At 67.7% G+C, this 25,148-nt stretch carries 23 protein-coding genes; 12 read left to right on the top strand and 11 right to left on the bottom strand.

Annotated features, from left to right (window positions below):
- Positions 1–156: 156 nt before the first annotated feature.
- On the bottom strand, positions 157–1,464 hold the full coding sequence (gene fahA, locus ACUTAF_RS03895) for a fumarylacetoacetase (protein WP_445578740.1): 1,308 nt from the start codon (positions 1,462–1,464) through the stop codon (positions 157–159).
- 1 nt (position 1,465) lies between these two features.
- Entirely contained in the window at positions 1,466–2,767 is a 1,302-nt protein-coding gene (gene hmgA / locus ACUTAF_RS03890; RefSeq protein ID WP_445578739.1) for a homogentisate 1,2-dioxygenase, read from the bottom strand.
- A 99-nt stretch (positions 2,768–2,866) separates the two neighbouring features.
- Between hmgA and ACUTAF_RS03885 the strand changes: the two genes are divergently transcribed.
- On the top strand, positions 2,867–3,652 hold the full coding sequence (locus ACUTAF_RS03885; RefSeq protein WP_445578738.1) for an IclR family transcriptional regulator: 786 nt from the start codon (positions 2,867–2,869) through the stop codon (positions 3,650–3,652).
- A 39-nt stretch (positions 3,653–3,691) separates the two neighbouring features.
- On the opposite strand, the gene ACUTAF_RS03880 is transcribed toward ACUTAF_RS03885, so the two are convergent.
- The 3 genes from ACUTAF_RS03880 to ACUTAF_RS03870 are packed head-to-tail and all read right to left on the bottom strand — an operon-like array spanning position 3,692 to position 6,102.
- Entirely contained in the window at positions 3,692–4,198 is a 507-nt protein-coding gene (locus ACUTAF_RS03880) for a DUF934 domain-containing protein (protein ID WP_445578737.1), read from the bottom strand.
- Entirely contained in the window at positions 4,195–5,862 is a 1,668-nt protein-coding gene (locus tag ACUTAF_RS03875; RefSeq protein ID WP_445578736.1) for a nitrite/sulfite reductase, read from the bottom strand. The genes ACUTAF_RS03880 and ACUTAF_RS03875 overlap by 4 nt, the downstream gene beginning before the upstream one ends.
- Positions 5,863–5,892: 30 nt before the next feature.
- A complete protein-coding gene (locus ACUTAF_RS03870; protein WP_445578735.1) occupies positions 5,893–6,102 on the bottom strand; it encodes a hypothetical protein in 210 nt (69 codons plus the stop codon).
- Positions 6,103–6,201: 99 nt separating this feature from the next.
- Here ACUTAF_RS03870 and ccoG point away from each other — a divergent pair, with 99 nt between their 5' ends.
- From ccoG to ACUTAF_RS03850, 4 genes are all read left to right on the top strand, one after another.
- Positions 6,202–7,614 (top strand): cytochrome c oxidase accessory protein CcoG, encoded by a 1,413-nt coding sequence (gene ccoG, locus ACUTAF_RS03865; RefSeq protein WP_445578734.1) that lies wholly within the window; start codon positions 6,202–6,204, stop codon positions 7,612–7,614.
- A gap of 248 nt (positions 7,615–7,862) precedes the next feature.
- Positions 7,863–9,275 carry a GntR family transcriptional regulator MpaR gene (gene mapR / locus ACUTAF_RS03860; protein WP_445578733.1) on the top strand — a complete coding sequence of 471 codons (1,413 nt, stop codon included), beginning with the start codon at positions 7,863–7,865 and terminating at the stop codon, positions 9,273–9,275.
- 101 nt (positions 9,276–9,376) lie between these two features.
- Positions 9,377–11,794, top strand: coding sequence for a bifunctional diguanylate cyclase/phosphodiesterase (locus ACUTAF_RS03855; protein ID WP_445578732.1), 2,418 nt, complete (start codon positions 9,377–9,379; stop codon positions 11,792–11,794).
- A 95-nt stretch (positions 11,795–11,889) separates the two neighbouring features.
- Positions 11,890–12,351 (top strand): hemerythrin domain-containing protein, encoded by a 462-nt coding sequence (locus ACUTAF_RS03850; protein WP_445578731.1) that lies wholly within the window; start codon positions 11,890–11,892, stop codon positions 12,349–12,351.
- A gap of 258 nt (positions 12,352–12,609) precedes the next feature.
- Here the strand turns inward: ACUTAF_RS03850 and ACUTAF_RS03845 are convergent, their stop codons facing one another.
- Positions 12,610–14,163, bottom strand: a complete 1,554-nt coding sequence (locus tag ACUTAF_RS03845; protein WP_445578730.1) for a sigma-54-dependent transcriptional regulator — start codon at positions 14,161–14,163, stop codon at positions 12,610–12,612.
- A gap of 257 nt (positions 14,164–14,420) precedes the next feature.
- Here ACUTAF_RS03845 and phhA point away from each other — a divergent pair, with 257 nt between their 5' ends.
- The 3 genes from phhA (at position 14,421) to ACUTAF_RS03830 (ending at position 16,981) form a co-directional block, all read left to right on the top strand.
- Positions 14,421–15,206, top strand: coding sequence for a phenylalanine 4-monooxygenase (gene phhA / locus ACUTAF_RS03840; RefSeq protein ID WP_445578729.1), 786 nt, complete (start codon positions 14,421–14,423; stop codon positions 15,204–15,206).
- Between the two features lie 228 nt (positions 15,207–15,434).
- A complete protein-coding gene (locus ACUTAF_RS03835) occupies positions 15,435–15,788 on the top strand; it encodes a 4a-hydroxytetrahydrobiopterin dehydratase (RefSeq protein WP_003241907.1) in 354 nt (117 codons plus the stop codon).
- Positions 15,785–16,981 carry an amino acid aminotransferase gene (locus ACUTAF_RS03830; protein ID WP_445578728.1) on the top strand — a complete coding sequence of 399 codons (1,197 nt, stop codon included), beginning with the start codon at positions 15,785–15,787 and terminating at the stop codon, positions 16,979–16,981. The genes ACUTAF_RS03835 and ACUTAF_RS03830 overlap by 4 nt, the downstream gene beginning before the upstream one ends.
- 303 nt (positions 16,982–17,284) lie before the next feature.
- Here ACUTAF_RS03830 and ACUTAF_RS03825 read toward each other — a convergent pair whose 3' ends face one another.
- The 3 genes from ACUTAF_RS03825 to tcdA all read right to left on the bottom strand — a co-directional run bounded on the left by ACUTAF_RS03825 (position 17,285) and on the right by tcdA (position 19,544).
- Positions 17,285–17,755, bottom strand: coding sequence for a YehS family protein (locus tag ACUTAF_RS03825; RefSeq protein ID WP_445578727.1), 471 nt, complete (start codon positions 17,753–17,755; stop codon positions 17,285–17,287).
- Between the two features lie 48 nt (positions 17,756–17,803).
- On the bottom strand, positions 17,804–18,634 hold the full coding sequence (locus ACUTAF_RS03820; protein WP_445578726.1) for a substrate-binding periplasmic protein: 831 nt from the start codon (positions 18,632–18,634) through the stop codon (positions 17,804–17,806).
- 100 nt (positions 18,635–18,734) lie between these two features.
- The gene (gene tcdA, locus ACUTAF_RS03815; RefSeq protein ID WP_445578725.1) at positions 18,735–19,544 is read right to left on the bottom strand and encodes a tRNA cyclic N6-threonylcarbamoyladenosine(37) synthase TcdA; all 810 of its coding nucleotides are present in this window, start codon (positions 19,542–19,544) and stop codon (positions 18,735–18,737) included.
- A 125-nt stretch (positions 19,545–19,669) separates the two neighbouring features.
- On the opposite strand from tcdA, the gene ACUTAF_RS03810 reads away from it, so the two are divergent.
- The 4 genes from ACUTAF_RS03810 to ACUTAF_RS03795 all read left to right on the top strand — a co-directional run bounded on the left by ACUTAF_RS03810 (position 19,670) and on the right by ACUTAF_RS03795 (position 23,378).
- Entirely contained in the window at positions 19,670–20,821 is a 1,152-nt protein-coding gene (locus ACUTAF_RS03810) for an iron-containing alcohol dehydrogenase (protein ID WP_445578724.1), read from the top strand.
- A gap of 66 nt (positions 20,822–20,887) precedes the next feature.
- Positions 20,888–22,030, top strand: a complete 1,143-nt coding sequence (gene dapE, locus ACUTAF_RS03805) for a succinyl-diaminopimelate desuccinylase (protein WP_445578723.1) — start codon at positions 20,888–20,890, stop codon at positions 22,028–22,030.
- Between the two features lie 146 nt (positions 22,031–22,176).
- Positions 22,177–23,001, top strand: coding sequence for a putative RNA methyltransferase (locus ACUTAF_RS03800; protein ID WP_445578722.1), 825 nt, complete (start codon positions 22,177–22,179; stop codon positions 22,999–23,001).
- A 5-nt stretch (positions 23,002–23,006) separates the two neighbouring features.
- Positions 23,007–23,378, top strand: a complete 372-nt coding sequence (locus ACUTAF_RS03795) for a hypothetical protein (protein WP_445578721.1) — start codon at positions 23,007–23,009, stop codon at positions 23,376–23,378.
- A 294-nt stretch (positions 23,379–23,672) separates the two neighbouring features.
- Here the strand turns inward: ACUTAF_RS03795 and ACUTAF_RS03790 are convergent, their stop codons facing one another.
- Together ACUTAF_RS03790 and ACUTAF_RS03785 are read right to left on the bottom strand one after the other, a co-directional pair.
- Positions 23,673–23,882: a cold-shock protein gene (locus ACUTAF_RS03790; RefSeq protein ID WP_013716441.1), complete on the bottom strand. Its 210-nt coding sequence runs from the start codon at positions 23,880–23,882 to the stop codon at positions 23,673–23,675.
- A gap of 232 nt (positions 23,883–24,114) precedes the next feature.
- A complete protein-coding gene (locus tag ACUTAF_RS03785; RefSeq protein WP_445578720.1) occupies positions 24,115–25,107 on the bottom strand; it encodes a DUF4340 domain-containing protein in 993 nt (330 codons plus the stop codon).
- Positions 25,108–25,148 lie beyond the last annotated feature (41 nt).

Here is a 25,148-nt window from a genome sequence, read left to right as displayed (position 1 = left end):
GGGGCTTTGCGCTGTCTGGGCCTGCCATTTTCGGCAGGTGTGACATCGAGTAGTCACATCCAGGTGGGGCATCAATAGGTGCCCAGGATAAGGCTCGCTCTCACGAGCTGACCCAGGTCCGTCACTGCACCCTCTATTCCCGAGCGCCGACCGATGCTAGTACTTGGCCGGCAACAGCACGCCTCGGCATTCGCCGAAGCCAATCGAAGGCTGCCCTTCCTTGCGGCAACGGGCGCGCATAATCACCTCGTCGCCGTCCTCGAGGAAGGTCCGCTGCTCGCCACTATGCAGTTCGATCGGCTGCTTCCCACCGAAGGTGCTTTCCAGCAGGCTGCCGAATTGATCCGGCTGCGGGCCGGACAGGGTGCCGGAACCGAACAGGTCGCCGGGCTGCAGCTTGCAGCCGCCGACGCTGTGGTGAGCCACCATCTGCGCCACGGTCCAGTACATGTGCCGGGTGTTGCTCAGCGCGATCCGCTGCGCCGGCAGGCCCTGCTCGCGCATGGCCGCGGTAAGCAGCAGCACTTCCAGCTCGATGTCGAACGCGCCGCCGGCCTGATCGCGCGCATCGAACAGATAGGGCAACGGCTGCGGGTCACCTGCCGGGCGTGGTGGCTGCGCCATGGCGAAGGGTTGCAGCGCCTCGGCGCTGACCACCCAGGGCGATACGCTGCTGGCGAAGTTCTTCGACAAAAACGGCCCCAGCGGCTGGTATTCCCAGGCCTGCACGTCGCGCGCGGACCAGTCGTTGAGCAGGCAGAAGCCGGCCACGTGCTGCGCCGCCCGCTCGATGGCGATGGGCTCGCCCATCTCGTTGCCCTGGCCGATCCAGATGCCCAGTTCGAGTTCGTAGTCCAGGCGCTTGCTCGGACCGAACTGCGGCATGTCGCTGCCCGGCGCCAGGGTCTGGCCACAGGGGCGACGCACCGGCGTGCCGGACACGCAGATGGTCGAGGCGCGGCCGTGATAGCCAATGGGTACGTGCTTGTAGTTCGGCAGCAGCGGGTTGTCCGGGCGGAACAGCTTGCCGACGTTGTTGGCGTGATGGATACCGACGTAGAAATCGGTGTAATCGCCCACCCGCGCCGGCAGATGCAGACGGCAGGCACTGATCGGCACGAGCAGCGTTTCGCCGAGCGCCTGCATGGCCTCGCGCTGCTGGCTGTGTTCGCCGAGCAGCACCTGCAGGGCCTGGCGCAGCGCGCGGCGCGGGCCGGCGCCGAGCGCGAAGAAGTCGTTGAGGCTGGCGCCGCTGGCGGCCTGCGCGGCAAGCGCGGCCTCGCCCTGGAACAGACCGGCGCAGGCGGCGCTGCGCAGAGAGAGGACGAAGTCGCCGACGGCCACGCCGCCCTGGGGCGCCTGGTCATCTCGGCTGAACACCCCCAGCGGCAGGTTTTCCAGGGGGAAGTCGGGGTGGCCGTTGGCCGATTCGACCCAGCTGCGCAGGCAGTTGGAAGCGGTCATATCAGCGGTTCTCCGCATCGAAGGTCTTGCGCATGCCGGACCAACAGGCGTCGTAGTCGCTCTGCAGCTGCGGGCATTCGAGGGCGCGGGCGGTGGGACGCAGCACGCTGCCGGTCTCGAACATGAAGGCCATGGTCTGGTCGATCTTGTGCGGCGCGAGTTCGACCTCGATGGCCTTGACCGTCGTCGCGTTGTCCGGCCCGTGCGCGCTCATGCAGTTGTGCAGGGAGGCGCCGCCCGGCGAGAAGCCGTCGGCCTTGGCGTCGTATTCGCCGGTGATCAGGCCCATGAACTCGTTCATCAGGTTGCGGTGGAACCACGGCGGGCGGAAGGTGTTCTCCGCCACCATCCAGCGCGGCGGGAAGATCACGAAGTCGATGTTGGCCATGCCGTGGATCGCGCTGGGCGAGGTCAGCACGGTAAAGATCGACGGATCGGGATGGTCGAAGCTGACCGTGCCGATGGTGTTGAAGCGGCGCAGGTCGTACTTGTAGGGCACGTTGTTGCCGTGCCAGGCGACCACGTCCAGTGGCGAATGGTCGAGCTCGGTCGCCCAGAGTTCGCCGAGGAATTTCTGCACCTGCTGAACCGGCTCGTCGCGATCCTCGTAACGCGCGACGGGCGTCAGGAAATCGCGCGGATTGGCCAGGCCGTTGCTGCCGATCGGCCCGAGGTCCGGCAGGCGCAGCGCGCAGCCGTGGTTCTCGCACACGTAGCCACGGGCCGTAGCTTCCAGCAGTTCGACGCGAAAACGCATGCCGCGCGGAATCACCGCGATCTCCAGCGGCGTCACGTCCAGCACGCCCAGCTCGGTGACCAGGCGCAGCGCGCCCTGCTGCGGCACGATCAGCAGCTCGCCGTCGGCGTCGAAGAACACCCGCTGCATCGATTGGTTCGCCGCGTAGGTATAGAGGCTCGCGCCCGCCGGCTGGTTCGGCTCGGCGTTGGCGGCCAGGCAGGTCAGGCCGTCGAGAAAATCGGTGGCGTCTCCGGCATGCGGCAGCGGGTTCCAGCGCAGCCGATTGGGTGTGACCGGGCCGAGCTGGGCATCGAGCTGGCGCTCCAGCCGGCGGTACTGGCCATGGCAGGCCGAAGGGCGGATGCGATACAGCCAGGTGCGCCGTGCCTCGGCGCGCGGCACGGTGAAGGCGGTGCCGGAGAGCAGCTCGGCATAGAGCCCGTAAGGCACCTTCTGCGGCGAGTTCTGGCCGACCGGCAGCGCCCCCGGCAGGGCCTCGCTGCTGAATTCGTTGCCGAAGCCGCTGAGGTACCCGATTTCGATCGCTTGTTGTGGTGATTGCATGACCGCCTCACTTTGCGTAACTCGTTTACGCAAAAAGTAATTTGAACTCAAGGGGGCGTCAAGCTATAAAAAGCGCCTTTCCCCAGCGGCAGCCCATTCATGACAGACAGCAACCCGGCCACCGCCCCCCGGCGCCAGAAGGTGCAGGCGGCCGAAGTCGGCACCGACATCCTCACCGGGCTCGCCGAGCTGGCCCCGGCCACCTCGCTGTCGCGCCTGGCCGAACACCTCGGCATGCCCGCGAGCAAGGTCCATCGTTATCTGCAGGCACTGATCGCCAGCGGCTTCGCCGAGCAGGATGCGCAGACCAACTACTATGGCCTGGGCCCCGCCGCGCTGTTCGTCGGCCTGGCAGCGCTCGGCCGGCTGGACGTGGTCAAGCTGGCGACCCCCTACCTGGCGCAACTGCGCGACGAGCTGAACGAGACCTGTTTTCTCGCGGTCTGGGGCAATCGCGGCCCGGCGGTGGTGCATGTCGAGCAGGCGATCCGCGCGGTCACCCTGGTCACCCAGGTCGGCTCGGTGCTGCCGCTGCTGAACTCGTCCACCGGTCTGGTGTGCAACGCCTTCCTGCCGGATGCCGAGACCGCGGCGCTGCGCGAGGAAGAATTGCGGCTGCCGGCGGCGCCTTCGCCGGCGGCCCTGGCGGCGACCATGAGCGAGCTGCAACGCAACCATATCCAGGCGGTGCACGGCTCGTTGATGGCCGGGGTCAACGCGCTGTCGGCACCGCTGTTCGCCGGCGGCCAGCGCCTGGCCGGGGTCATCACCGTGGTCGGCGCGGCCCCGGGCTTTATGGCCGAAAGCGACGGGGAGGCGGCGCGGCGCCTGCTGGAGGTGGCGGAGGCGATCAGCACGCGGATGGGCGCGCAGTTTCCGCGCTGAGCCGCCGAGCGCACCGCTCCACCGAGTCCGATTGCGCCTTCAGCCACGCCCCCGGCGAAACAGCGGCCGCGGCTCGATGGCCGAGCGCCCGTAGAGCACGCTCAAACCATCCAGGCCCTTGAGCGCATCGACCACCGACTTGTCGCCACGCACCGCAAAGGCATCGAAACCGCACTGGCGCATATGCGCCAGCTGATCGCGCAGCACCTCGCCCACCGCGCGCAGCTCGCCGCGCCAGCCCAGACGGGTGCGCAGCAGGTAGGCCTGGCTGTAGCCGCGGCCGTCGCGGAAGCTGGGAAAGTCGATGGCGATCAGCGGCAGGCTGGCGAGAAACGGCTGCAGTGCCTCCGGCTCGTCGTCCACCTGCAACAGCAGGCCATCGGCACTCATCGCCCTGCCCTCCAGCACCTCGGCCGGCTGCCGCTCGCGCCAGGCGGCCAACGGCAGAATCTGCGGCGCCGCGCCGGCACTTTCAGCACCCAGTTGCCAGGGGTCGTCAGTGACGATGCAGGCCCTCCCCTCGACCAGCCGAATCAGATTGTTCATGCCACCGCCTCCCGGGCGTAGACGCGCTCCTTGAACGGCTCCAGGCCGATGCGCTGGAAGGTGTCGAGAAAGCCTTCGTTCACCTCGCGGTAATCGACGTAGGTGTGCACGATGCGCTCGATCACGTCGGGCACCTGCTCGGCGGCGAAGGCCGGGCCGATCACCTTGCCCAGCGCCGCGTTGGCTCCCTGGCTGCCGCCGAGGGTCAGCTGGTACCACTCGCTGCCGTTCTTGTCGACGCCGAGGATGCCGACGTTGCCGATATGGTGATGGCCGCAGGCGTTCATGCAGCCGGAGATGTTCAGGCTCAGCTCGCCCAGGTCGTGCAGGTAGTCGAGGTCGTCGAAGCGCTGCTGGATGGCCTGGGCAATGGGGATCGACTTGGCGTTGGCCAGCGCACAGAAGTCGCCGCCCGGGCAGGCGATGATATCGGTGAGCAGGCCGGCATTGGCGCTGCCCAGGCCCGCGGCGATCATCTCTTGCCACAGCGCATACAGGTCGGCCTTGCGCACGTCCGGCAGCACCAGGTTCTGTTCGTGGGCCACGCGGATCTCGCCGAATCCGTAGCGCTCGCTGCAGTCGGCCAGCGCCTCCATCTGCTCGGCGCTGACGTCGCCAGGCGGCGCGCTGATGCCCGGCTTGGTCGACAGCACCACGCTGACGTAACCGGGCACCCGATGCGCCCTGACGTTGCGCGACACCCAGCGGGCGAAGGCGTCGTCGCGCGCCAGTTGGGTGCCGAAGTCAATATCGGTATCGGCCAGCTCGACATAGGCCGGCTTGTGGAAGGACGCGGCGACGCGCTGGTACTCGTCCTCGGTGAGCTGCGCCGGGCCGTCCTTGATCGGCTGCCACTCGCGCTCCACCTCGGCGGCGAAGGCCTCGATGCCCAGCGCCTTGACCAGGATCTTGATCCGCGCCTTGTACTTGTTGTCGCGCCGGCCGTGGCGGTTGTACACGCGCAGGATGGCCTCGACGTAGGACAGGCAGTCCTGCCAGTGCAGTCCGTCACGCAGTGGCTGGGCGATGATCGGCGTGCGCCCCAGGCCACCGCCGACCAGCACGCGCAGGCGCAACTCGTCGGCCGCGTCGCGGTGAAGCTGCAGACCGATGTCATGCACCTGGATCGCCGCACGGTCCTCGGCGGCGGCGCACAGGGCGATCTTGAACTTGCGCGGCAGGAACAGGAACTCCGGGTTGACCGTCGACCATTGGCGCAGGATCTCGGCCAGCGGGCGCGGGTCGAGGTATTCGTCGGCGGCGACCCCGGCGAAAGCCTCGGTGGTGATGTTGCGCACGCAGTTGCCCGAGGTCTGGATCGCGTGCATGTCGTGCGCGGCCAGCCAGTCGAGGATGTCGCCGACGCGTTCGAGCTCGATCCAGTTGAACTGGATGTTCTGCCGCGTGGTGAAGTGGCCGTAGCCACGGTCGTACGCGCGGGCGATGTGCGCCAGCGCGCGCAGCTGCGCCGCCGACAGGGTGCCGTAGGGAATCGCCACGCGCAGCATGTAGGCGTGCTTCTGCAGGTACAGGCCGTTCTGCAGGCGTAGCGGCAGGAACTCCTCCTCGCTCAGTTCGCCGGCCAGGCGCCGCTGAATCTGGTCGCGGAACTGGGCGACGCGCTCGCGCACCAGCGCGCGGTCATAATCGTCGTATTGGTACATGCAGGCATACCTCCTGATCACGGGCGTCGACTATGCCTGCCGGGCGTGCACCGAAAACAGCTGCAGAAAAGCCTTAGAAAAGCGGATCAGATATGCGCAGGAGTGGCCGGCACCGAGCGCTGATTGGCGCGGCGCGATGTCGCAGACCGATGTTTTGGCCGTTCCGGCTAAAGCCAAAGGTGCCAGAGACGGCGTGGCCTTGAGGCGCAGCAGGAGTTTTCCGCTGGCATCATCGGCCACATCTGATCCGCTTTTTTATCGAAAACCTGAGTCTGTTTTGCAAACAGCCCCGCCCCGATCATGGCGCCAGCCTGATTAACGCCTGACGAGGGCAACACCATGACTGAGCTGATTCCCGTGCGGGCCGTCGAGAGCATCGATGCTGCCAAGCCCATCCGCCTGACCCCGGCCCAGGCCGGTGGCCCGATCCACACCCGCAGCTTCAGCGGGCGCTTTCGCAACCTGCGCCTGCTCGGCGCCGGCATGCTGTTTCTGCTGTTCTTCGGCACCGCCTGGCTCGACTGGAACGGTCGCCAGGCCGTGCTCTGGGATCTGGACAACCGCCAGTTCCATATCTTCGGCGCGACCTTCTGGCCGCAGGACTTCATCCTGCTCTCGGCGATCCTGATCATCGCCGCCTTCGGCCTGTTCTTCATCACCGTGCTGGCCGGCCGCGTCTGGTGCGGCTATGCCTGCCCGCAGAGCGTGTGGACCTGGGTCTTCATGCGCGTGGAACAGATCACCGAGGGCGACCGTGGTCAGCGCATCAAGCTCGACGCCGCGCCCTGGTCGCTGCAGAAAATCCTGCGCCGCAGCGCCAAGCATGGCCTGTGGCTGGCGGTGAGCCTGGTCACCGCGCTGGCCTTCGTCGGCTACTTCACCCCGATCCGTCAGTTGACGGTAGACCTGGCAACCTTCGAAGTCGGCGCCACCACGGCCTTCTGGGTGCTGTTCTTCACCGCCGCCACCTATATCAACGCCGGCTGGCTGCGCGAGAAGGTGTGCCGCGACATGTGCCCCTACTCGCGCTTCCAGAGCGTGATGTTCGACCGCGACACCCTGATCATTTCCTACGATGCCGCCCGCGGCGAAAACCGTGGTCCGCGGCGCAAGGACGCCGACTACAAGGCCGAGGGCCTGGGCGACTGCGTCGATTGCACCCTGTGCGTGCAGGTCTGCCCCACCGGCATCGACATCCGCGATGGCCTGCAACTGGAATGCATCGGCTGCGGCGCCTGCATCGACGCCTGCGACAGCGTGATGGACAAGCTCGGCTATGCCCGCGGCCTGGTGCGCTACGGCTCCGAGCGCGAGCTGGCCGGCGGCAAGACCCGCTGGCTGCGGCCCAACCTGGCCGGCTACGCGGCGATGTTGGCGCTGATGATCGGCGCCTTCGCCTGGGCCCTGGCCGAGCGCCCGCTGATCTCCCTGGACGTGACCCGCGACCGCGGCCTGTTCCGCGAAAACGCCGCCGGCCAGGTCGAGAACATCTACAGCCTGAAGATCATCAACAAGACCCAGCAGGCGCGCAGCTACGCCATCGCCCTGGTCGAGCCCGGCGATTTCGAACTGCACGGCCCGAGTACGCTGAAGCTGGCGCCGGGGGAGATTCGCGATCTGCCGGTAAGCGTTGCGCTGACGACCACGAGCAACGGCGCTGGGCCGCAAACCGTCCGCTTCGAGGTGCGTGACCAGGCCGATTCGCAGAGCTACGTGAGCACCAGGAGCACTTTCCTCGCGCCGCTGCGCTAGCGCTTCGCCCCGAGGCGGGGCTCCTACAGGTGCTGTCATATCCGTGAGGAGCCGCGCCCCGCGGGGAATGGGCCACTGGCGTCGTAGCGCGGATGCAATACGGGGCGATTCGATGTCCGCCCCCGGATTGCATCCGGGCTACGGTTGCCACAACCGAGATACGTCCCCCTTCACGAGGCACTGCCATGTCTGCCCTTCTGCCCGTAAAGTGCTCGTCCGTACCCTTTGCGCCGGTGAACCAGGACAGGATGAAACGCTACGAGAAATTCGCCGACGAGATCGCCGAGCTGATCCGCAGCGGCGTGCTCGGCCCCGGCGAGAAGGTGCCCTCGGTGCGCCACGCCAGCCGCACCTACGGAGTCAGCCCGTCCACCGTGTTCCAGGCCTACTACCTGCTGGAGGATCGCGGCCTGATTCAGGCCCGCGCACGTTCCGGCTACTTCGTCCGCGAGCACGCCAAGCGCCCGCTGCACGAACCCGAGCCCGCCGCCCACGCCGCGCAGACCACCGAGGTCGACGTCAGCGAGCTGGTGTTCTCCGTACTCGCCTCGCTGAAGGATCCGCACACCGTGCCCTTCGGCTCGGCCTTCCCCAGCCCCGACCTGTTCCCCCTGCAGCGCCTGGCCAAGAGCATGGCGCATGCCCTGCGCATGCTCTCGCCGCACGAGGTGATCGCCGACATGACCGCCGGCAACCCCGACCTGCGCCGGCAGATCGCCCTGCGCTACATGGTCAGCGGGGTGATGCTGCCGATGGAGGAGCTGGTGATCAGCAACGGCGCCATGGAGGCGCTCAACCTCTGCCTGCAGTGCGTGACCCAACCGGGCGACCTGGTGGCCATCGAGTCGCCGACCTTCTACGCCTGCCTGCAGGTGCTGGAACGACTCAAGCTCAAGGCGGTGGAAATCCCCGTGCACCCGCGCGAAGGCATCGACCTGGCGGCGCTGGCCGAGAGCCTGCAGCGCCTGCCGATCAAGGCCTGCTGGTTCATGAGCAGCCTGCAGAACCCGCTCGGCGCGAGCATGAGCGAGGCGAAGAAGCAGGCGCTGTATGAGCTGCTGGTAAAGCACCAGGTACCGCTGATCGAGGACGATGTCTACGCCGAGCTGTACTTCGCCAGCCAGCCGCCCAAGCCGGTGAAGAGCTTCGACCGCGAAGGCCTGGTGATGCACTGCGGCTCGTTTTCCAAGAGCCTGGCGCCAGGCTACCGGGTCGGCTGGGTGGCCGGCGGGCGCTACGCCGAGCAGATCGCCCGGCTCAAGCTGATGACCACCATCTCGCCCTCGGTGCCGGCCCAGGCGGCCATCGCCGACTACCTGCAGCACGGCGGCTACGACCGCCACCTGCGCCGGCTGCGCCACGCCCTGGAGATGCAGCAGGGCGCCATGCTCGCCTCGGCGGCGCGGCACTTTCCTGCCAGCACACGGGTCACCCGCCCCGCCGGCGGCTATTTTCTCTGGTTCGAATTCCCCGAGCGGCTGGATTCCCTGCGCCTGCTGCGCCTGGCCCTGGCGCAGGGCATCAGCCTGGCGCCGGGGCCGATCTTCTCCGCCAGCCAGGGCTTCGGCCACTGCGCGCGGCTCAACTACGGCCATCCCTGGGATGCGCGCAGCGAACAGGCGATGGAAGTGCTCGGGCGCCTGATAACGGGGCTGCTCTGAGGCGACTGCGCTTTCGTCGCTCGAGGCAGCGCTGCCCGTAACCCCTGCGGGCGGCTCGGCTCTATACTCCACTCAAGCCTTGTAAGACTTGGAGGCGAACCATGTCAGCCCGCCGCTGCGCCAGCCAGGAACACCGGCTCGCCCGCGCCTTGCGCACGCTGAGCGGGTGCAACCGGGCACTGTTGCGCGCCGAGGACGAGGCGACCCTGCTGCAGGACATCTGCCGGGTGATAGTCGACGAATGCGCCTACAGCCTGGCCTGGGTCGGCCGTGCCGAACAGGATGCGGCGAGAACGGTCACCCCGGTGGCCCATGCCGGGGTCGACCGGGCCTACGTCGAGTCGCTGAACATCTCCTGGGCCGACAACGAGCGCGGCCACGGTCCGTCGGGGACGGCGATCCGTACCGGGCAACCGAGCCTGGCGCGCAACGTCCAGACCGACCCGAACACCGCCCCCTGGCGCGAAGGCGCCACCGCCCACCGCATCGCCTCGATCCTGTCGCTGCCGCTGCGGGTCGAGGGGACAATCTTCGGCGCCATCGGCATCGGTGCACCGGAGCCCGATGCGTTCGGCGACGAGGAACTGGAGCTGCTCGGCGAGGCCGCCGAAGACCTGGCATTCGGCATCCAGTCGCTGCGCATCAAGGCCCGCCGCGCCCAGGCGGAGCTGGAGATCCAGCGCCTCAACCGCGCCCTGTCGACCCGCCTTGCGGTCAACCATGCGCTGCTCCACGCCGATGACGAGCCGGCCCTGCTCGAGGAAGTCTGCCGCGTGCTGGTGGAGGACTGCGGCTATCGCCTGGCCTGGGTCGACTACCGCCAGGAGAACGGCACCCCAGCCTACCGCCCGGTGGCCCGCCGAGGCCTCGACGCCGGCTTTCTCGAGATCGGCGAGACCTGGGCGACCAGTGACGCGGCGCAACCCTTCATCCACGTGGTGGAAACGATGCTCGAAACCGGGCAACCCTTCGTGACGCGCGACATCCTCAACGATCCCGAGGCACCGCTGCGCGAGGAGGCGTGCGAGCGCGGCTATGCGTCGGCCATCGTGCTGCCGCTACGCGTCGAAGGCGCGCTGATCGGCATGCTGACGATCATGGCCGCCGAGGCCGACGCCTTCGACACGCAGGAGGTCGAGCTGCTGCTGGCCACCGCCAACGACCTGGGCTTCGGCATCAGCGCCCTGCGCACCCGCGAGCGGGCGCGGCAGGCGGAGGCCACCATCCGGCGCATGGCCTATTTCGACACCCTGACCGGCCTGCCCAACCGCCTGCGCCTGTGCGAGCTGCTGGACGAAGCGATCGCCAGCGCCAAGCTGGAACACCGCGCGCTCGGCGTGCTGCAACTGCAGGTCGGGCACAACCACGAGGTCTACGAGACCCTCGGCAACCGCGAAGGCGACCGCCTGCAACAGGCCATCGCCGAGCGACTGGTGCAGGCGGCGGGTGCGGGCAACCCGGTGGCGCGCATCGGCGAGAGCGACTACGCGGTGCTGATGCCCAGCGGCGGCGCCGAACAGGCCACGCAACTGGCGCAGAAGATCCTCGTGGCGCTGTACGAGCCGATCGAGCTTTCCGGGATGCTGCTCGATGCCCGGGCCCATATCGGTATCGCCCTCTACCCCGGCCATGGCACCGTCGCCGACGTCCTGCTGCGACGCGCCGGCAGCGCCCGCGACCAGGCCCAGCGCAACGGCGACGGCCATGCGCTGTTCCAGGGCGACCTGGACCGCGACTGCGCCTTGCACCGGACACTGATGAGCGACCTGCGCCGGGCGATCGACGGCAACCAGCTGCTGCTCTACTACCAGCCGAAGCTGCAGATCGCCACCAACCGGGTGTGCGGCAGCGAGGCCCTGGTGCGCTGGCAGCACCCGCAGCACGGCCTGCTGCCGCCCAACGAGTTCATCAAGCTGGCCGAGAGCAGCGGGGTGATCACCCCGCTGACCTACTGGGTACTCGACGCCGCACTGGGCCAGCGCTACGCCTGGCACGAGGAAGGCGACGAACGGCCGATATCGATCAACCTGTCGGCGCGCGACCTGCGCGATCCCAAGCTGCTCGAACGCATTCGCGGCGCCTTCGCCACCTGGGGTGCGCAGCCGGGCTGGATCGAGTTCGAGCTTACCGAGAGCGCGCTGATGGAAGACCCTGTGGCGGCGCTGGAGACCCTGCGCCAGCTCAAGAGCCTGGATACCCGCCTGAGCATCGACGACTTCGGCACCGGCTATTCCTCGCTGGCCTACCTGCAGAAGTTGCCGGTGGATTCGCTGAAGATCGACCAGTCCTTCGTCACCCGCATGCTCAGCGACGACGACGATTCGGCGAAGATCGTCCGCTCGATCGTCGAACTGGCGCACAACCTCGACCTCGAAGTGGTCGCCGAGGGCGTGGAGAACCAGGAGACCCTGAACCGCCTGGGCGACTTCGGCTGCGACATCGCCCAGGGCTTCTCCATCAGCCAGCCGATTCCCGGCGACAAGTTCCGCTCCTGGGAAGCCCTGTCGACCTGGCACTGACCGCTGCGCCCTTTATCGGCCATCTGCAGCCCACTCGCCGACTGACCTAAGCTTTATAGAAGGCACCCGCGCCCTGATCGATGAGGTTGGCCGCCATGCACCCCTTGCTCGAGGAGCTTCACAGCTATCACCACGACCTTTGCACCTCCATCGCGCAGCTCCGCAAGCTGCTCGCACGCTTCAAGGACGGTAGCTGCGACGACGCCGGGCGGCGCGAACTGTTCGAGCTGCTGGCCTCGCTGCACGGCGACGCGGAGGCCCGCCACCACCGCAACGAAGAACTGATCCGCCTGCAACTGCTGGCGACCCGCGCCCCGCTGCACCAGCGCGTGCTGGAGATCGAACGCGACCACCAGGGCTTCGCGCGCATCGCCGGCCAGCTCGCGGCGCTGGAGCAGTCCGGCCATACGCCGGAGGAGATCGCCAGCGTCGTCGAGGACTACCTGCGTCACTACCACGACCACATGGACAGCGAAGAGAACATCTTCTTCCCCATGGCCGACGAATGGCTCGATGACCAGCACTGGCAGGTCGTCAGGCAGCAGTGGCAGCACTAGGGAAGTTCTGAAGAAGCCATCTATCGTCACTCCCGCGAAGGCGGGAGCCCAGGGACTACGCAGGTTGTGGATTATTCCCCTTCGGGCCAGCGCAAGCGCTGTTCAGCGATAAAGCTGCTGTCCCGCCTGCGCGGGAATGAAGGCTATTTCAGAGTTTCCCTAGCGGGTTGCCGCCGAAGGCAACGTGGCAATGAGCTGCAGCGCGGCGCGCGCGAACCCGTCTCGCAGAGGCGGCAACGGGTCGGGCACCACGGCCGCCTATTCCTTGCCCAGGCCGTGCTGGCGCAGCTTGTTGGCGATGGTGGTGTGCGACACGCCGAGGCGCTTGCCTAGCTGGCGGCTGCTCGGGTGGTCGCGGTACAGCCGCTCCAGCACCGCCTTCTCGAAGCGGCCGAGGATGTCGTCGAGGCTGCCTTCCACCGAGAACTCGCCCAAGGGCTGCGGCGCGCCGTAATCCGGCAGGCGGATGTGCTCGGCCTTGACCGTGCCGCCGTCGCACAGCGACACCGCCTGAAACAACACGTTCTCCAGCTGGCGCACATTACCCGGCCAGTGGTAGTGGGCGAGTTTGTCCAGCACCGCCGGCGCCAGCTTGGGCAGCGCGCAGCCGATCTGCCGGCTGGCCGAGTCGAGGAAGTGCTCGACCAAAGGCGCCAGGCCGTCGAGGCATTCGCGCAGCGGCGGGATATGCAGGGAAAGCACGTTGAGGCGGTGATAGAGGTCCTGGCGGAACTCGCCGCGGGCGCACAGCTCGGACAGGTCGACCTGGGTGGCGCAGATCACCCGTACATCCAGGTACACCTCCTCGTCGCTGCCGACGCGGCGAAAGCAGCCGTCCTGCAGAAAGCGCAGCAGCTTGGCCTGCAGGCGCGGGCTCATCTCGCCGACGCCGTCGAGAAATAGCGTGCCGCCGGCGGTCAGCTCGAGCAGGCCGAGCTTGCCTTCCGGGCGCGCGCCCTCGAAGGCGCCGGGGCCGTAGCCGAACAGCTCGGTCTCGGCCATGGATTCCGGCAAGCCGGCGCAGTTGAGCGCCATGAACGGCGACTGCCCGCGCGGGCTGGCCAGGTGGCAGGCGCGTGCCAGCAGCTCCTTGCCGGTGCCGGTCTCGCCCTCGATCAGCAGCGGCGCGTCCAGCGGCGCCATGCGCCGCGCCTCGCGCACCACCGCAGCCATCACTCTGGAGCTCTGGAAGATGCTGTCGAAGCCACGCAGCTCCTGCTTGCGCACGTGGTAGATGCGTTCGCCGACCCGATCGGCGCGGTGCAGGGTGAGCACCGCGCCGGCCAGCGCCTCGCTGTCGTCGTGCTCGTTCTGCAGCGGGGCGATGTCGGCGAGGAACACGTCACCCTTGATCTTCACCCGCAGGCCGTTGATCCGCGCCTTGTTGGCCCGCACCAGTTCGGGCAGGTCGAAGTCCTCGGCATAGCGCGACAGCGCCATGCCCGGCACCTCGTCGACGCGCACGCCGAGCAGCTGCGCGGCGCTACGGTTGGCCGCGACAATCGAGCCGGCCATGTCGATCGACAGCACCGGGAAATCCAGCGCACCGAGCAGCGCGTTGAGCTCCAGGTGGCGCCGCTCGCTGGGCATCAGGCCGACGCGTTTGACGCCGAACACCCCGGCGATGGCCTCGAACTTCGGCCGCAGCGACTGGAACTGCAGGTTGATCAGGTTCGGGCAGTGCAGGTAGATGGCGTTGCCCTGCTCGCCACCGACTTCGCCGCGGGCGACGTTGATGCCGTAGTCGACCAGCAGGTTGAGGATGTCGCGCAGGATGCCGACGCGGTTCTGGCAGTGGACCTTGATACGCATGGCGAGGCTCGTGTCTGTCTTGTTATGGGCCGCCGGGGAAAAATCGACGAGGGCGGCGTAATTATCGTCAAGAATATGTGACAGCCTAGCGCAGCGACAAGGCGATATCCGGCGATTTCGCCGAAGCCGTAATCCATTCTTTACGCACTACCAGGTTCCACTGCCGCCCCTGACCCTGCCCGCCCCCTGCCCTCGCCCGCGCACTCGGGTTATTTCTTTGTCCAACACAAGAACAACAGCCCCCGCAGGAGGCATCGATGAAGAGTACGCAGTACCTGGCCCGGGAACCGGACGACAGCGGCTTTATCCACTACCCGGAAGCCGAGCACCAGGTGTGGAACACCCTGATCACCCGCCAGTTGAAGGTGATTGAAGGCCGCGCCTGCCAGGAATACCTGGACGGTATCGAACAGCTCGGCCTGCCGCTGGAGCGCATTCCCCAGCTCGGCGAGATCAACCGCGTGCTCGAAGCCAGCACCGGCTGGCGCGTGGCGCGGGTGCCGGCGCTGATCCCGTTCCAGACCTTCTTCGAGCTGCTGGCCAGCAAGCAGTTCCCGGTGGCCACCTTTATCCGCACCCCCGAGGAGCTGGACTACCTGCAGGAGCCGGACATCTTCCACGAGATCTTCGGCCACTGCCCGCTGCTGACCAACCCCTGGTTCGCCGAGTTCACCCACACCTATGGCAAGCTCGGCCTCAAGGCCAGCAAGGAAGAGCGCGTCTACCTGGCGCGGCTGTACTGGCTGACCATCGAGTTCGGCCTAGTCGACACCCCGGAAGGCCGGCGCATCTACGGCGGCGGCATCCTCTCCTCGCCGAAGGAAACCCTCTACGCCCTGTCCGACGTGCCCGAGCACCAGGCCTTCGATCCGCTGGAGGCGATGCGCACGCCCTACCGGATCGACATCCTGCAGCCGCTGTACTTCGTGTTGCCCGAACTCAAGCGTCTGTTCGAACTGGCCCATGAAGACATCATGGCGCTGGTGCACCAGGCCATGCGGATGGGCCTGCACGCGCCGAAGTTTCCGCCGAAAGCCGCGTAGGCTTTTAACTCTCCTCGCCCATTTATGGGAGAGGAGCGAGCCGATCAGCGGTTGCGGCCTGAAGCCAAGCCGAGAAGGCTTGCGCAGCGCCTTTTTGTAGGAGCCCCGCCTCGGGACGAAGCTCTGCAACTATGCGCTGCCCCGATTCGCCGCTGGGCGCGGCTCCTACAGACGCGGTATGTCGATATTTGCCTAATCAACCCTAGTTGCTTACCCAGGAGAATCCCCATGTCCCTTGCCCAAGCCCAATGCGAAGCCTGCCGCGCCGACGCGCCCAAGGTGTCCGATGAAGAACTGGCCGAACTGATCCGCGAAATTCCGGACTGGAATATCGAGGTGCGCGGCGACCACATGGAGCTGGAGCGCGTGTACCTGTTCAAGAACTTCCGCCACGCCCTGGCCTTCACCAACGCGGTCGGCGCCATCGCCGAGGAAGTCGGCCACCACCCGGCCCTGCTCACCGAATGGGGCAAGGTCACCGTCACCTGGTGGAGCCACGAGATGCGCGGCCTGCACCGCAACGACTTCATCATGGCCGCGCGCACCGATGTGCTGGCCGCCGCTGCCGAGGGTCGCAAGTGAACCATTTCGCCGCCATCGCCCGGGTGCCGGGCGACCCGATCCTGAGCCTGATGGAGGCTTATCGCCTGGACCGCAACCCGGCCAAGATGGACCTGGGCGTCGGCGTGTACAAGGACGCCCAGGGCCTGACGCCGATCCCACGCGCGGTCAAGCTGGCCGAGCAGCGCCTGGTAGACGCCGAGCTGACCAAGACCTACGTCGGCGGCCACGGCGATGCGGCCTTCGGCGCGCGCCTTAGCCAGCTGGTGCTGGGCGCGGACTCGTCGCTGCTGGTCGGCCAGCGCGCCGGCGCCACCCAGACGCCCGGCGGCACCGGCGCCCTGCGCCTGGCCGGCGACTTCATCCGCCACTGCCTGCCGGGGCGCGGCATCTGGCTGAGCGACCCGACCTGGCCGATCCACGAGACGCTGTTCGCCGCGGCCGGACTCAAGGTCGGCCACTACCCCTACGTCGGCGCCGACAACCGGCTGGATGTGGAGGCGATGATCGCGGCGCTGGCCCACCTGCCCAAGGGCGACGTGGTGCTGCTGCACGCCTGCTGCCACAACCCCACCGGCTTCGACCTCGCCCCGCGTGACTGGAAGCGCGTGCTGGAAGTGGTCAAGGCGCGCGAACTGCTGCCCTTGATCGACTTCGCCTACCAGGGCTTCGGCGACGGCCTGGAGCAGGACGCCTGGGCGGTGCGCCTGTTCGCCGCCGAGCTGCCGGAACTGCTGATCACCAGCTCCTGCTCGAAGAACTTCGGCCTGTACCGCGAACGCACCGGCGCGCTGATCGTCTGCGCAGCGAGCGCCGACAAGCTCACCGATATCCGCAGCCAGCTGGCGTCCATCGCCCGCAACCTGTGGTCGACGCCGCCGGCCCACGGCGCCGCGGTGGTCGCCGAGATTCTCGCCGACGCCGAACTCAGGAACCTGTGGCAGGACGAGCTGGAAGGCATGCGCCTGCGCGTCGCCAGCCTGCGTCGCGGCCTGGTCGAGACGCTGGCGCCGCACGGCCTGAGCGAGCGCTTCGCGCATATCGCCGAGCAGCGCGGCATGTTCTCCTACACCGGCCTGACGCCGCTGCAGGTGCAGCGCCTGCGCGAGGATTTCAGCGTCTACATGGTCGGCAGCGGCCGCGCCAATGTCGCGGGGATGGAGGCCAGTCGTCTGGAGCAGCTGGCCGCGGCCATCGCGCGGGTTTGCGCCTAGCCCGGTACGCGCGGCGCATCCTTGCGGGGTGCGCCATGCGCACCGGGCCCTGTGACGCATGCATGGTGCGCAGGGCGACAAGGCCTGGCGAACGCTAGCGGCGCCCAACGCCGAACGATCGCCACCGTCGCGCCGCATCACCCGCCGGGCGCGATCCCCATGAGTTCGGTGAATGCCGCAAGCGCGCCAGCGACCCCATGGATGGGCAGCGTTTCCGACAGGGGGCGCGGCCTGACCCGCCCTACGAAGCGCGCACTACCTGGATAGAGCGCAACTCACCGACAGTTCGGCGTTGCCACGCTTCTAGTCGTCCTTGCCCCGCTCGCGCAGCGTCAGCCCACGCAGGAAGTTGCGCAGGATCTGGTCGCCGCACTCGCGGTAGTTCTTGTGCCCGGGCTTGCGGAACAGCGCGCCGAGCTCGGCCTTGGTCATCGGCAGGTCGGCGGTCTGGAGGATGGCCTGCATGTCCTCGTCCTTGAGCTCGAAGGCCACGCGCAGCTTCTTCAGCACGATGTTGTTGCTCAGCCGCGTCGCCACCGGCAAACGCTCCCGGCTGTCGTCCTTGCCGCGCTTGCAGAACACCAGGCCTTCCAGCACATGCGCCAGCAGCGCGTCGCTGCAACTCTGGTAGCCGGCCTCGTCCTCCTTGCGCAGGCAGGCGGACATCTGCTCCAGGGTCACCGGATGGTCCGCCAGCAGGCAGATCTCCACCAGCTCGGCATCGCCGACATCCAGCAGGTAGCGCAGGCTGCGCAGCACATCGTTATTGGTCATCACGGCGATCTCAAGGAAACGGTCGGCGAGTATAGAGGCATTCGCGCCTCAGTCCCGCCTCGCCTGCCCCCGGTTGTCGGGCTGCCAGGCATCGGCATCGCCGGAATACAGCGCCTGCTGCAGGCGTTCCAGATCGCCGCGTTCGGCGAAACGCCGCAACTGGACGTTGAACCGGCGCAGCAGCTCGGCGGCCCGAGCGTCGTCCTTGCGAAACAGCAGGCGCAGCGGCTCGGTGTTCAGGTGGCGCGGGTGATGGGTGATGGCGCGGCCCTCGGCGCCGGGGAACAGGCGGCGCAGCGTGGCGTAGCCCACCGCGCGGTCCTGCGGATGCAGGTCGATGCGCCCGTGCTCCAGCAGGCGGAAGCTGGTGTCCTCCTTGCCGCTCTGCGTCACCTGCAGCAGCCCCTTCTGCTGCGCCCGGTCGAAACGCGAGCCGTAGGAATAGCCGAGGGTGGTGCCGATGCGGTAGCGGCCGAGGTCCTCGATGCGCCGCCAGTCGAAATCCAGCTGGCGCCGATGGAACAGCACCACCTCGCCACGCACCAGCGGCTCGCTGCACACCGCGTAGTCGAGGCGGCTGGAGCTGCAGCTGTAGGGCATGATCGCGTCCAGCTGGCCCTGCTGCAGCATCAGCACGTTGCGATCCCAGGGGTACAAGCGGTACTCCACCTCCAGGCCCGCCTCGGCGAATACCGCGCGGACCAGGCGCGCCAGGGCGCCGCCATCGTCGCGGCGCTGGTCGACATAGGGCACCCAGTCGCCGGTACCGATGCGCAGCCTTGGCTCAGCCGCCGCGGGCAGCGCGCCGCCCATCAGCAGGAGCGAGACGAGCAACAGCAGGCGCGGTAGGCGGCGCAGACGGGGAAACAGGTATGCCACGGACCACCTCAACACGCAGACAGGTCGAAGCGTCCCTGCCCTCCCGGCGCACGTCCTGTTCGTCCCAGCTTAGCCAGGCGCGCCTGCGGGCAGGGCGCCATCAGTCGCTGCGCCCGCGCTCGGCAGGCCGTCGTGCGCCGGCCACGAGCTTGTCCACCAGCTTGGCGACCGCCGCCATGCCGAAGCTGGCGGTGACCATCATCACCGCGCCGAAACCGCCGGCGCAGTCGAGCTTGACCCCTTCGCCGACGAAGCCCTTGGCCTGGCATACGCTGCCGTCCGGCTTGGGGTAGCGCAGCTGTTCGGTGGAAAATACGCAGGGCACGCCGTAGGTGCGCCCCGGCGTGCGCGAGAAGCCGTAGTCGCGGCGCAGGGTGCTGCGCACCTTGGCTGCCAGCGGGTCGTTGAAGGTCTTGTTGAGGTCGGCGATCTGGATCTGCGTCGGGTCGACCTGGCCGCCGGCGCCGCCGGTGGTGACGATCTGGATCTTGCGCCGCTTGCACCAGGCGATCAGCGCGGCCTTGGCCGGCACGCTGTCGATGCAGTCGATCACCCCGTCGAGCTGTTCGGTGATGTATTCGGCCATGGTCTCGCGGGTGACGAAATCGGCTACCGCGTGCACCACGCAGTCCGGGTTGATGGCGCGGATGCGCGCCGCCATCTCGTCGACCTTGGCCTTGCCCACCGCGCCCTCGACGGCGTGCAGCTGACGGTTGGTATTGGTGATGCAGACGTCGTCCAGGTCGAACAGCGAGATCTCGCCGACCCCCGAGCGCGCCAGCGCCTCGGCCGCCCAGGAGCCGACGCCGCCGATACCGACCACCGCCACATGCGCGGCGGCCAGCCGCTGGTAACCGTCACGGCCGTAGAGCCGGGCTATGCCGCCGAAGCGTTGTTCGTCTGTGTTCATCTCGTCCCCTGCCAGCAGGCGCGCATTATAGGCGCGCCCCCGGCCACGCCCAAGCCCGCCGGGCGGGTCGGACGCAGGCCGCCGGTGCCGGCGCTATAGTTGAGCGCAGCAGCGAGGCCTCGCCCATGCGCAACTTCAGCATTCATAACCCCACCCGCCTGCACTTCGGCCACGGCCAGCTCGCCCGCCTGGCCGAGGAGATCCCACCCGGCAGCCGCGTGCTGGCCCTGCACGGCGGCGCCGATATCCTGCGCAACGGTCTCTGGGCCGAGGTCGAACGCAACCTGCGCCACTGCCTCCTCAATCGCTTCGCCGGGATCGAGACCTGCCCGCAGTACGACACCCTGCTGCGCGCGCTCAGCCTGGCCAGGCACGAGCGTTGCGACTTCATCCTGGCCGTCGGCGGCGACGGGCCGATCGATGCCGGCAAGTTCCTCGCCGCCGCCCTGTGCCATGCCGGCGAGCCGCTGCAGCTGCTCACCGGCATGCCGATTCGCGCGGCGCTGCCGCTGGGTTGCGTGCTGACCCTGCCGTTCGGCCGCGCGTTGCAGCGGGCCAACGGCCTGGTCAGCCATGTCGAGTGGCAACGCAAGCTGCCCTTCGCCAGCCCGCTGCTGCATCCGCGCTTCGCCATCCTCGACCCCGCCAGCAGGGCCAATGCATCCCAGCGCCAGCTGGCCCACGCGCTGATCGAGGCGTTCGTCCGGACGCTGGAGCGCTACCTCACCCGGCAGAGCGACGCGCCCCTGCAGGATCGCTACGCCGAAGGCCTGCTGCTGACGCTGATCGAGCAAGGCCTGGCGCTCACGGCCAGCCCAGGCGACAGCGCCGTGCACGCCAACCTGCTCTGGTGCGCGCTGCAGGCGCTCGATGGCGCGTACGGCTGCGGCGTGCCGCGAGACCGCAGCGCCCGGCTGATCGGCCAGCAACTGAGCGCCCTCTATCACCTCGCCCCGGCCCAGGCGCTGGCCGTGCTGCTGCCCGCGCAACTCGCCGAACAGCGCGAGGCCAAGGGCGCCAAGCTGACGCAATACGCCGAGCGCGTCTGGCAGCTGCACCAGGGCGATCGGCGGCAGCGTATCGACGACGCCATCGCTGCCACCACCGCGCTGTTTCGCCGCCTCGGCCTGGCGACCCGCCTGACCGAGCACGGCCTGGACGCCGAGGCGGTGCCCGAGGTGCTGGCGCAGCTGCAGCGCCAGGCCCTCGCCACGCCGGGACTGTGGGGCGAGCTCGACCTGGCGGATTGCGAACGCATCCTGCTGCGCGCCTTATGACTGATCGGTAACCACTTTTGCTTTAAGATGGCCGGCCTTCACGCCAGCCGCCGTACCGGAGCCACGATGACCGCCACCCTCACCCCGACCCTGGAGCTCGCCTTCGACCTGATCCGCCGTCCGTCCGTGACCCCGGTCGACGAGGGCTGCCAGGACCTGATGATGCGCCGCCTGGCCGCCTGCGGCTTCGAGGTGGAGCGCATGCGCATCGAAGAGGTGGAGAACTTCTGGGCCAGGCGCGGTGGCGACGGCCCCGTGCTGTGCTTCGCCGGCCACACCGACGTGGTGCCCACCGGCCCGCTGGACGCCTGGCAGTACCAGCCGTTCGACGTGCGCGTGGACGACGACGGCATGCTCTGCGGCCGGGGCGCCGCCGACATGAAGGGTAGCCTGGCGAGCATGATCGTCGCGGTCGAGCGTTTCGTCGCCGATTACCCTCAGCACAAGGGCGCCATCGCCTTTTTGATCACCAGCGACGAGGAAGGCCCGGCCCAGCACGGCACCAAGGCGGTGGTCGAACGCCTGCGCGAACGCAGCGAGCGCCTGGATTGGTGCATCGTCGGCGAGCCATCGAGCACCAGCCTGCTCGGCGATGTGGTGAAGAACGGTCGCCGCGGCTCGCTCGGCTGCACCTTGACCGTCTACGGCAAGCAAGGCCACGTGGCCTACCCGCACCTGGCGAAGAACCCCATTCACCTGGCCGCCCCGGCGCTGGCCGAACTGGCCGCCGAGCACTGGGACCACGGCAACGCCTATTTCCCGCCGACCAGCTTCCAGGTGTCCAACCTCAACTCCGGTACCGGCGCCACCAACGTGATTCCCGGCGAGCTGAAGGCGGTGTTCAACTTCCGCTTCTCCACCGAGTCCACCGTCGAGGGCCTGCAGCAGCGCGTCGCCGCCATCCTCGACAAGCACGGCCTGGACTACCACCTGGAGTGGGCGCTGTCCGGACTGCCGTTCCTCACCCAGCCGGGCGACCTGCTCGACGCCGTGGCCGCCAGCATCAAGAGCGTCACCGGTCGCGAGACCACGCCGTCGACCAGCGGCGGCACCTCCGACGGGCGCTTCATCGCCACCCTCGGCACCCAGGTGGTCGAGCTCGGCCCGGTCAACGCCACCATCCACCAGATCAACGAGCGGGTGCTGGCCAGCGATCTGGACCTGCTCACCGAGGTTTACTACCGAACCCTGGTGAAACTGCTGGCATGAAAATCCATGAATATGCCTGCTGCGCACACCGATAGCTGCGTTGGGCGGTACTCGCTCCTCGCCTATCTATTCGATATGTCTCGTCGCTGCGTTCCGTCCGCCTTGCTCTCGGCGCGCTCGCGACGGCCTATTCCCGGATTTTACGCATGCTGATCTGCCCCCTCTGCCAGACGTCGCTGGAACGCAGCGACAGCGGTCTGGCCTGCAGCAACCGGCATAGCTTCGACCGCGCCCGCCAGGGCTACTACAACCTGCTGCCGGTGCAGCACAAGAACAGCCGCGACCCCGGCGACAACGCTGCCATGGTCGAGGCGCGCCGGCGTTTTCTCGACGGCGGCCACTACGCCCCGCTGGCGGCGCGCCTGGCCGCACTGGCCGCCGAGCGCCAGCCGGCGCGCTGGCTGGATATCGGCTGTGGCGAGGGTTACTACACCGAGCAGATCGCCCGAGGGTTGCCCGAGGCCGAGGGTTATGCCCTGGATATCTCCCGCGAGGCGATCAAGCGTGCCTGCAAACGCGCCCCGCAGCTGAACTGGCTGGTGGCGAGCATGGCCCGCGTGCCGCTCGCCGATGCCAGTTGCGAGCTGCTGGCCAGCGTGTTCAGTCCGCTCGACTGGAGCGAGGCCAGGCGCCTGCTCGCCCCCGGCGGCGGCCTGCTGCGCATGGGCCCGACCCGCGTGCACCTGATGGAATTGCGGCAGAAGCTGTACGACAAGGTGCGCGATTACGACGACGAGAAGCACCTGACGCTGATTCCACCGGGCATGCGCCTGGCGCACAGCGAGACCCTGCAGTTCCCGTTGTATCTGGCCGACGCCCAGGCCCGCGCCGACCTGCTGGCCATGACTCCGCACGGCTGGCGCGCCAGCGCCGAGCGGCGCGAGGCAGTGATCGCCGCGCCCTTCGAAGTGACCGTCGCCATCCGCTACGATTGGATCGTCAAAACTCCGAGCACGAGTTCTCAGGACTAGAAGCCATGCGCCAACCCGATATCGAGATCTACCTGAAAGACGCCGAACGCGACGCCGTGGCCCAGTGGCTGGGCGAGGCGCTCGGCCCGTGCAGCGACTGGCAGCAAAAGGGCCAGACCTTCAAGTGCACGGCCGGCGGCGTGCCGGTGACCTGGCTGCCGAAAGCCGTGGGCAAATGGCACAGCCTGTATCTGGAAAGCGACGCCACGCCCTGGGCCGACGACCTCGCCTGCGCCCGCGCCGCCCATGCTGCGCTCGGCGTACAGGTGCGCTGCGCACCGGGCAGCTGGATCGAGGACGAAAGCGAGGAAGAAGCCGACCGTTGGATCAAGGTCGATGCCGATGGTGAAACCGAGATCGTCTGGCGCACCGAATAACAGCGGCCGCTTGGCGCCATACCCGTCACGCACCAAATCTGTAGGAGCGGCGCCTCGCCGCGAATCTGGGCTGCACGGCCTGGCAAAGCCTCGCCCCGGGGCGAGGCTCCTAGGCAAAGCTGCGTGGGGTCATTATCTTCGCCCCTAGCCCGTGGCCCGGATGCAATCCGGGGCATGCCGGCACACTTGCCGGATTACATCCGGGCTACAGTGATCCAGGCCTTAGCGGCCCAAGGTACGCCACAAACGACAAGGCCCGTCATCGACGGGCCTTGTGTTGTTTCGAGCTGGAGCTCAGAGCGCGGAGACGTCTTCCGCCTGCAGGCCTTTCTGGCCCTGGGTCACGCCGAACTCGACCTTCTGGCCTTCGACCAGAGTGCGGTGGCCTTCGCCGCGGATGGCGCGGTAGTGAACGAAAACGTCCGGGCCGCTTTCGCGCTGAATGAACCCGTATCCCTTGGAATCATTGAACCATTTGACGGTTCCGGTCTCACGATCTGCCATTGCCAACTTCTCCAACTCGCAAATTTTTATTGTCCCGAATAGGCGCTGTGACGGCTCGGTAAAAACGTTCTGTCCATCGTTCGCCAACCCCGGCAATTGGAGCATGGAGCAGGTCAAGCGAAGGGCGTTCTTGCTGCAACCGCTGGGCCGAGTATAAAGCATGAAATGTGACTGAAAAGCACTTTTTTAGAACCGAGCGCAAACCAGACAACATCGGGGTTACAGCCGGTTTTTATCCGTTTTTCGCCAGCAAATCGCGCAACTTCTTCGCCAGCCTCTGCACCTGCTCGGCGTCCAGACGATAGGCCCAATCGCTGCGCGCGGCCACCTCGCCGTCCTCGAATCCCTGGCGTTCGCCGAGCACCAGCCAGTGCTGTTCGCCCTGCTGGTACAGCGCGCCCTCGAGCTGCTGCCCATCGAAACCACTGAGGCTGAACTGCAGCATCGGCGCCTGCTTGAAACCGACCTGCGCCAACGGCGCGGCATCGGCGAAACGCAGGTTGGAGAACAGCGTGACCATGCCGTTGGCCGCGCCCTCGAAGCTGAGCTTCTGGTCCTTGCCCAGCTGCTCGACGGTGAAGTTGTATTGCTCGGCGTCGACCTTGCTCAGGCTCAGCGCCTCGCCATCGGCGTAGCGCAGCTGCAAGCTCTTGGCGCTGGCGAAGGGGATGTCGGTGACGCGCCGATCCAGCCAGTCCAGTTCGCGGGTCGGCAGGTCCAGCTGCCGATCGATCAACCACACCTGGTCCTCGCCGGCGCGGCGTACCAGTTGCCCGCTGCCCTGTTGCGACGGCTTGCCCAGGCGCAGGCTCAACTCGGGATGGCCGTCGAACTGCAGCTTCAGGCGCAGCGCCTGCTCGCCCTCCTCGCCGCTTTCCGCCAAGCCCAGGCGCGCGTGCCACTGGGCGTTGGCGGTCTTGGCCTCGACCGTCCTGGCCTCGCGCAGGGCGCGCAGCAGCTCGGCGAGCGGCTCGCGCGCGGCCGGATAGTCGGCCTTGGCCGGCACCACCCAGCTGTCGCCGCGGCGCTCGATACGCACCGCCGGCTCGCCGGGGCTCTCGATCTCCAGCGCCTGCAGGCTGCCCAGGTAAGATTGCTCGGCCGCCAGCCAGGGCGCGCGTTCGAGCTGTGCAGTGCCCTGCTGCTGGCGCTGCTGCAGCGCCAGGTAACCCAGCAGGCACAGCAGCACGATGACGATCAATGCGATCAGACCTTTGCGCCCCATGATCTCCTCACTCTCGAATACGAAGCGGGCTCGTAAGGTGG

It is taken from the genome of Pseudomonas sp. SP16.1, assembly GCF_052682975.1.
The sequence above is the reverse complement of the archived record's forward strand: the minus strand, read 5'-3'. Positions and strand labels throughout refer to the sequence as shown.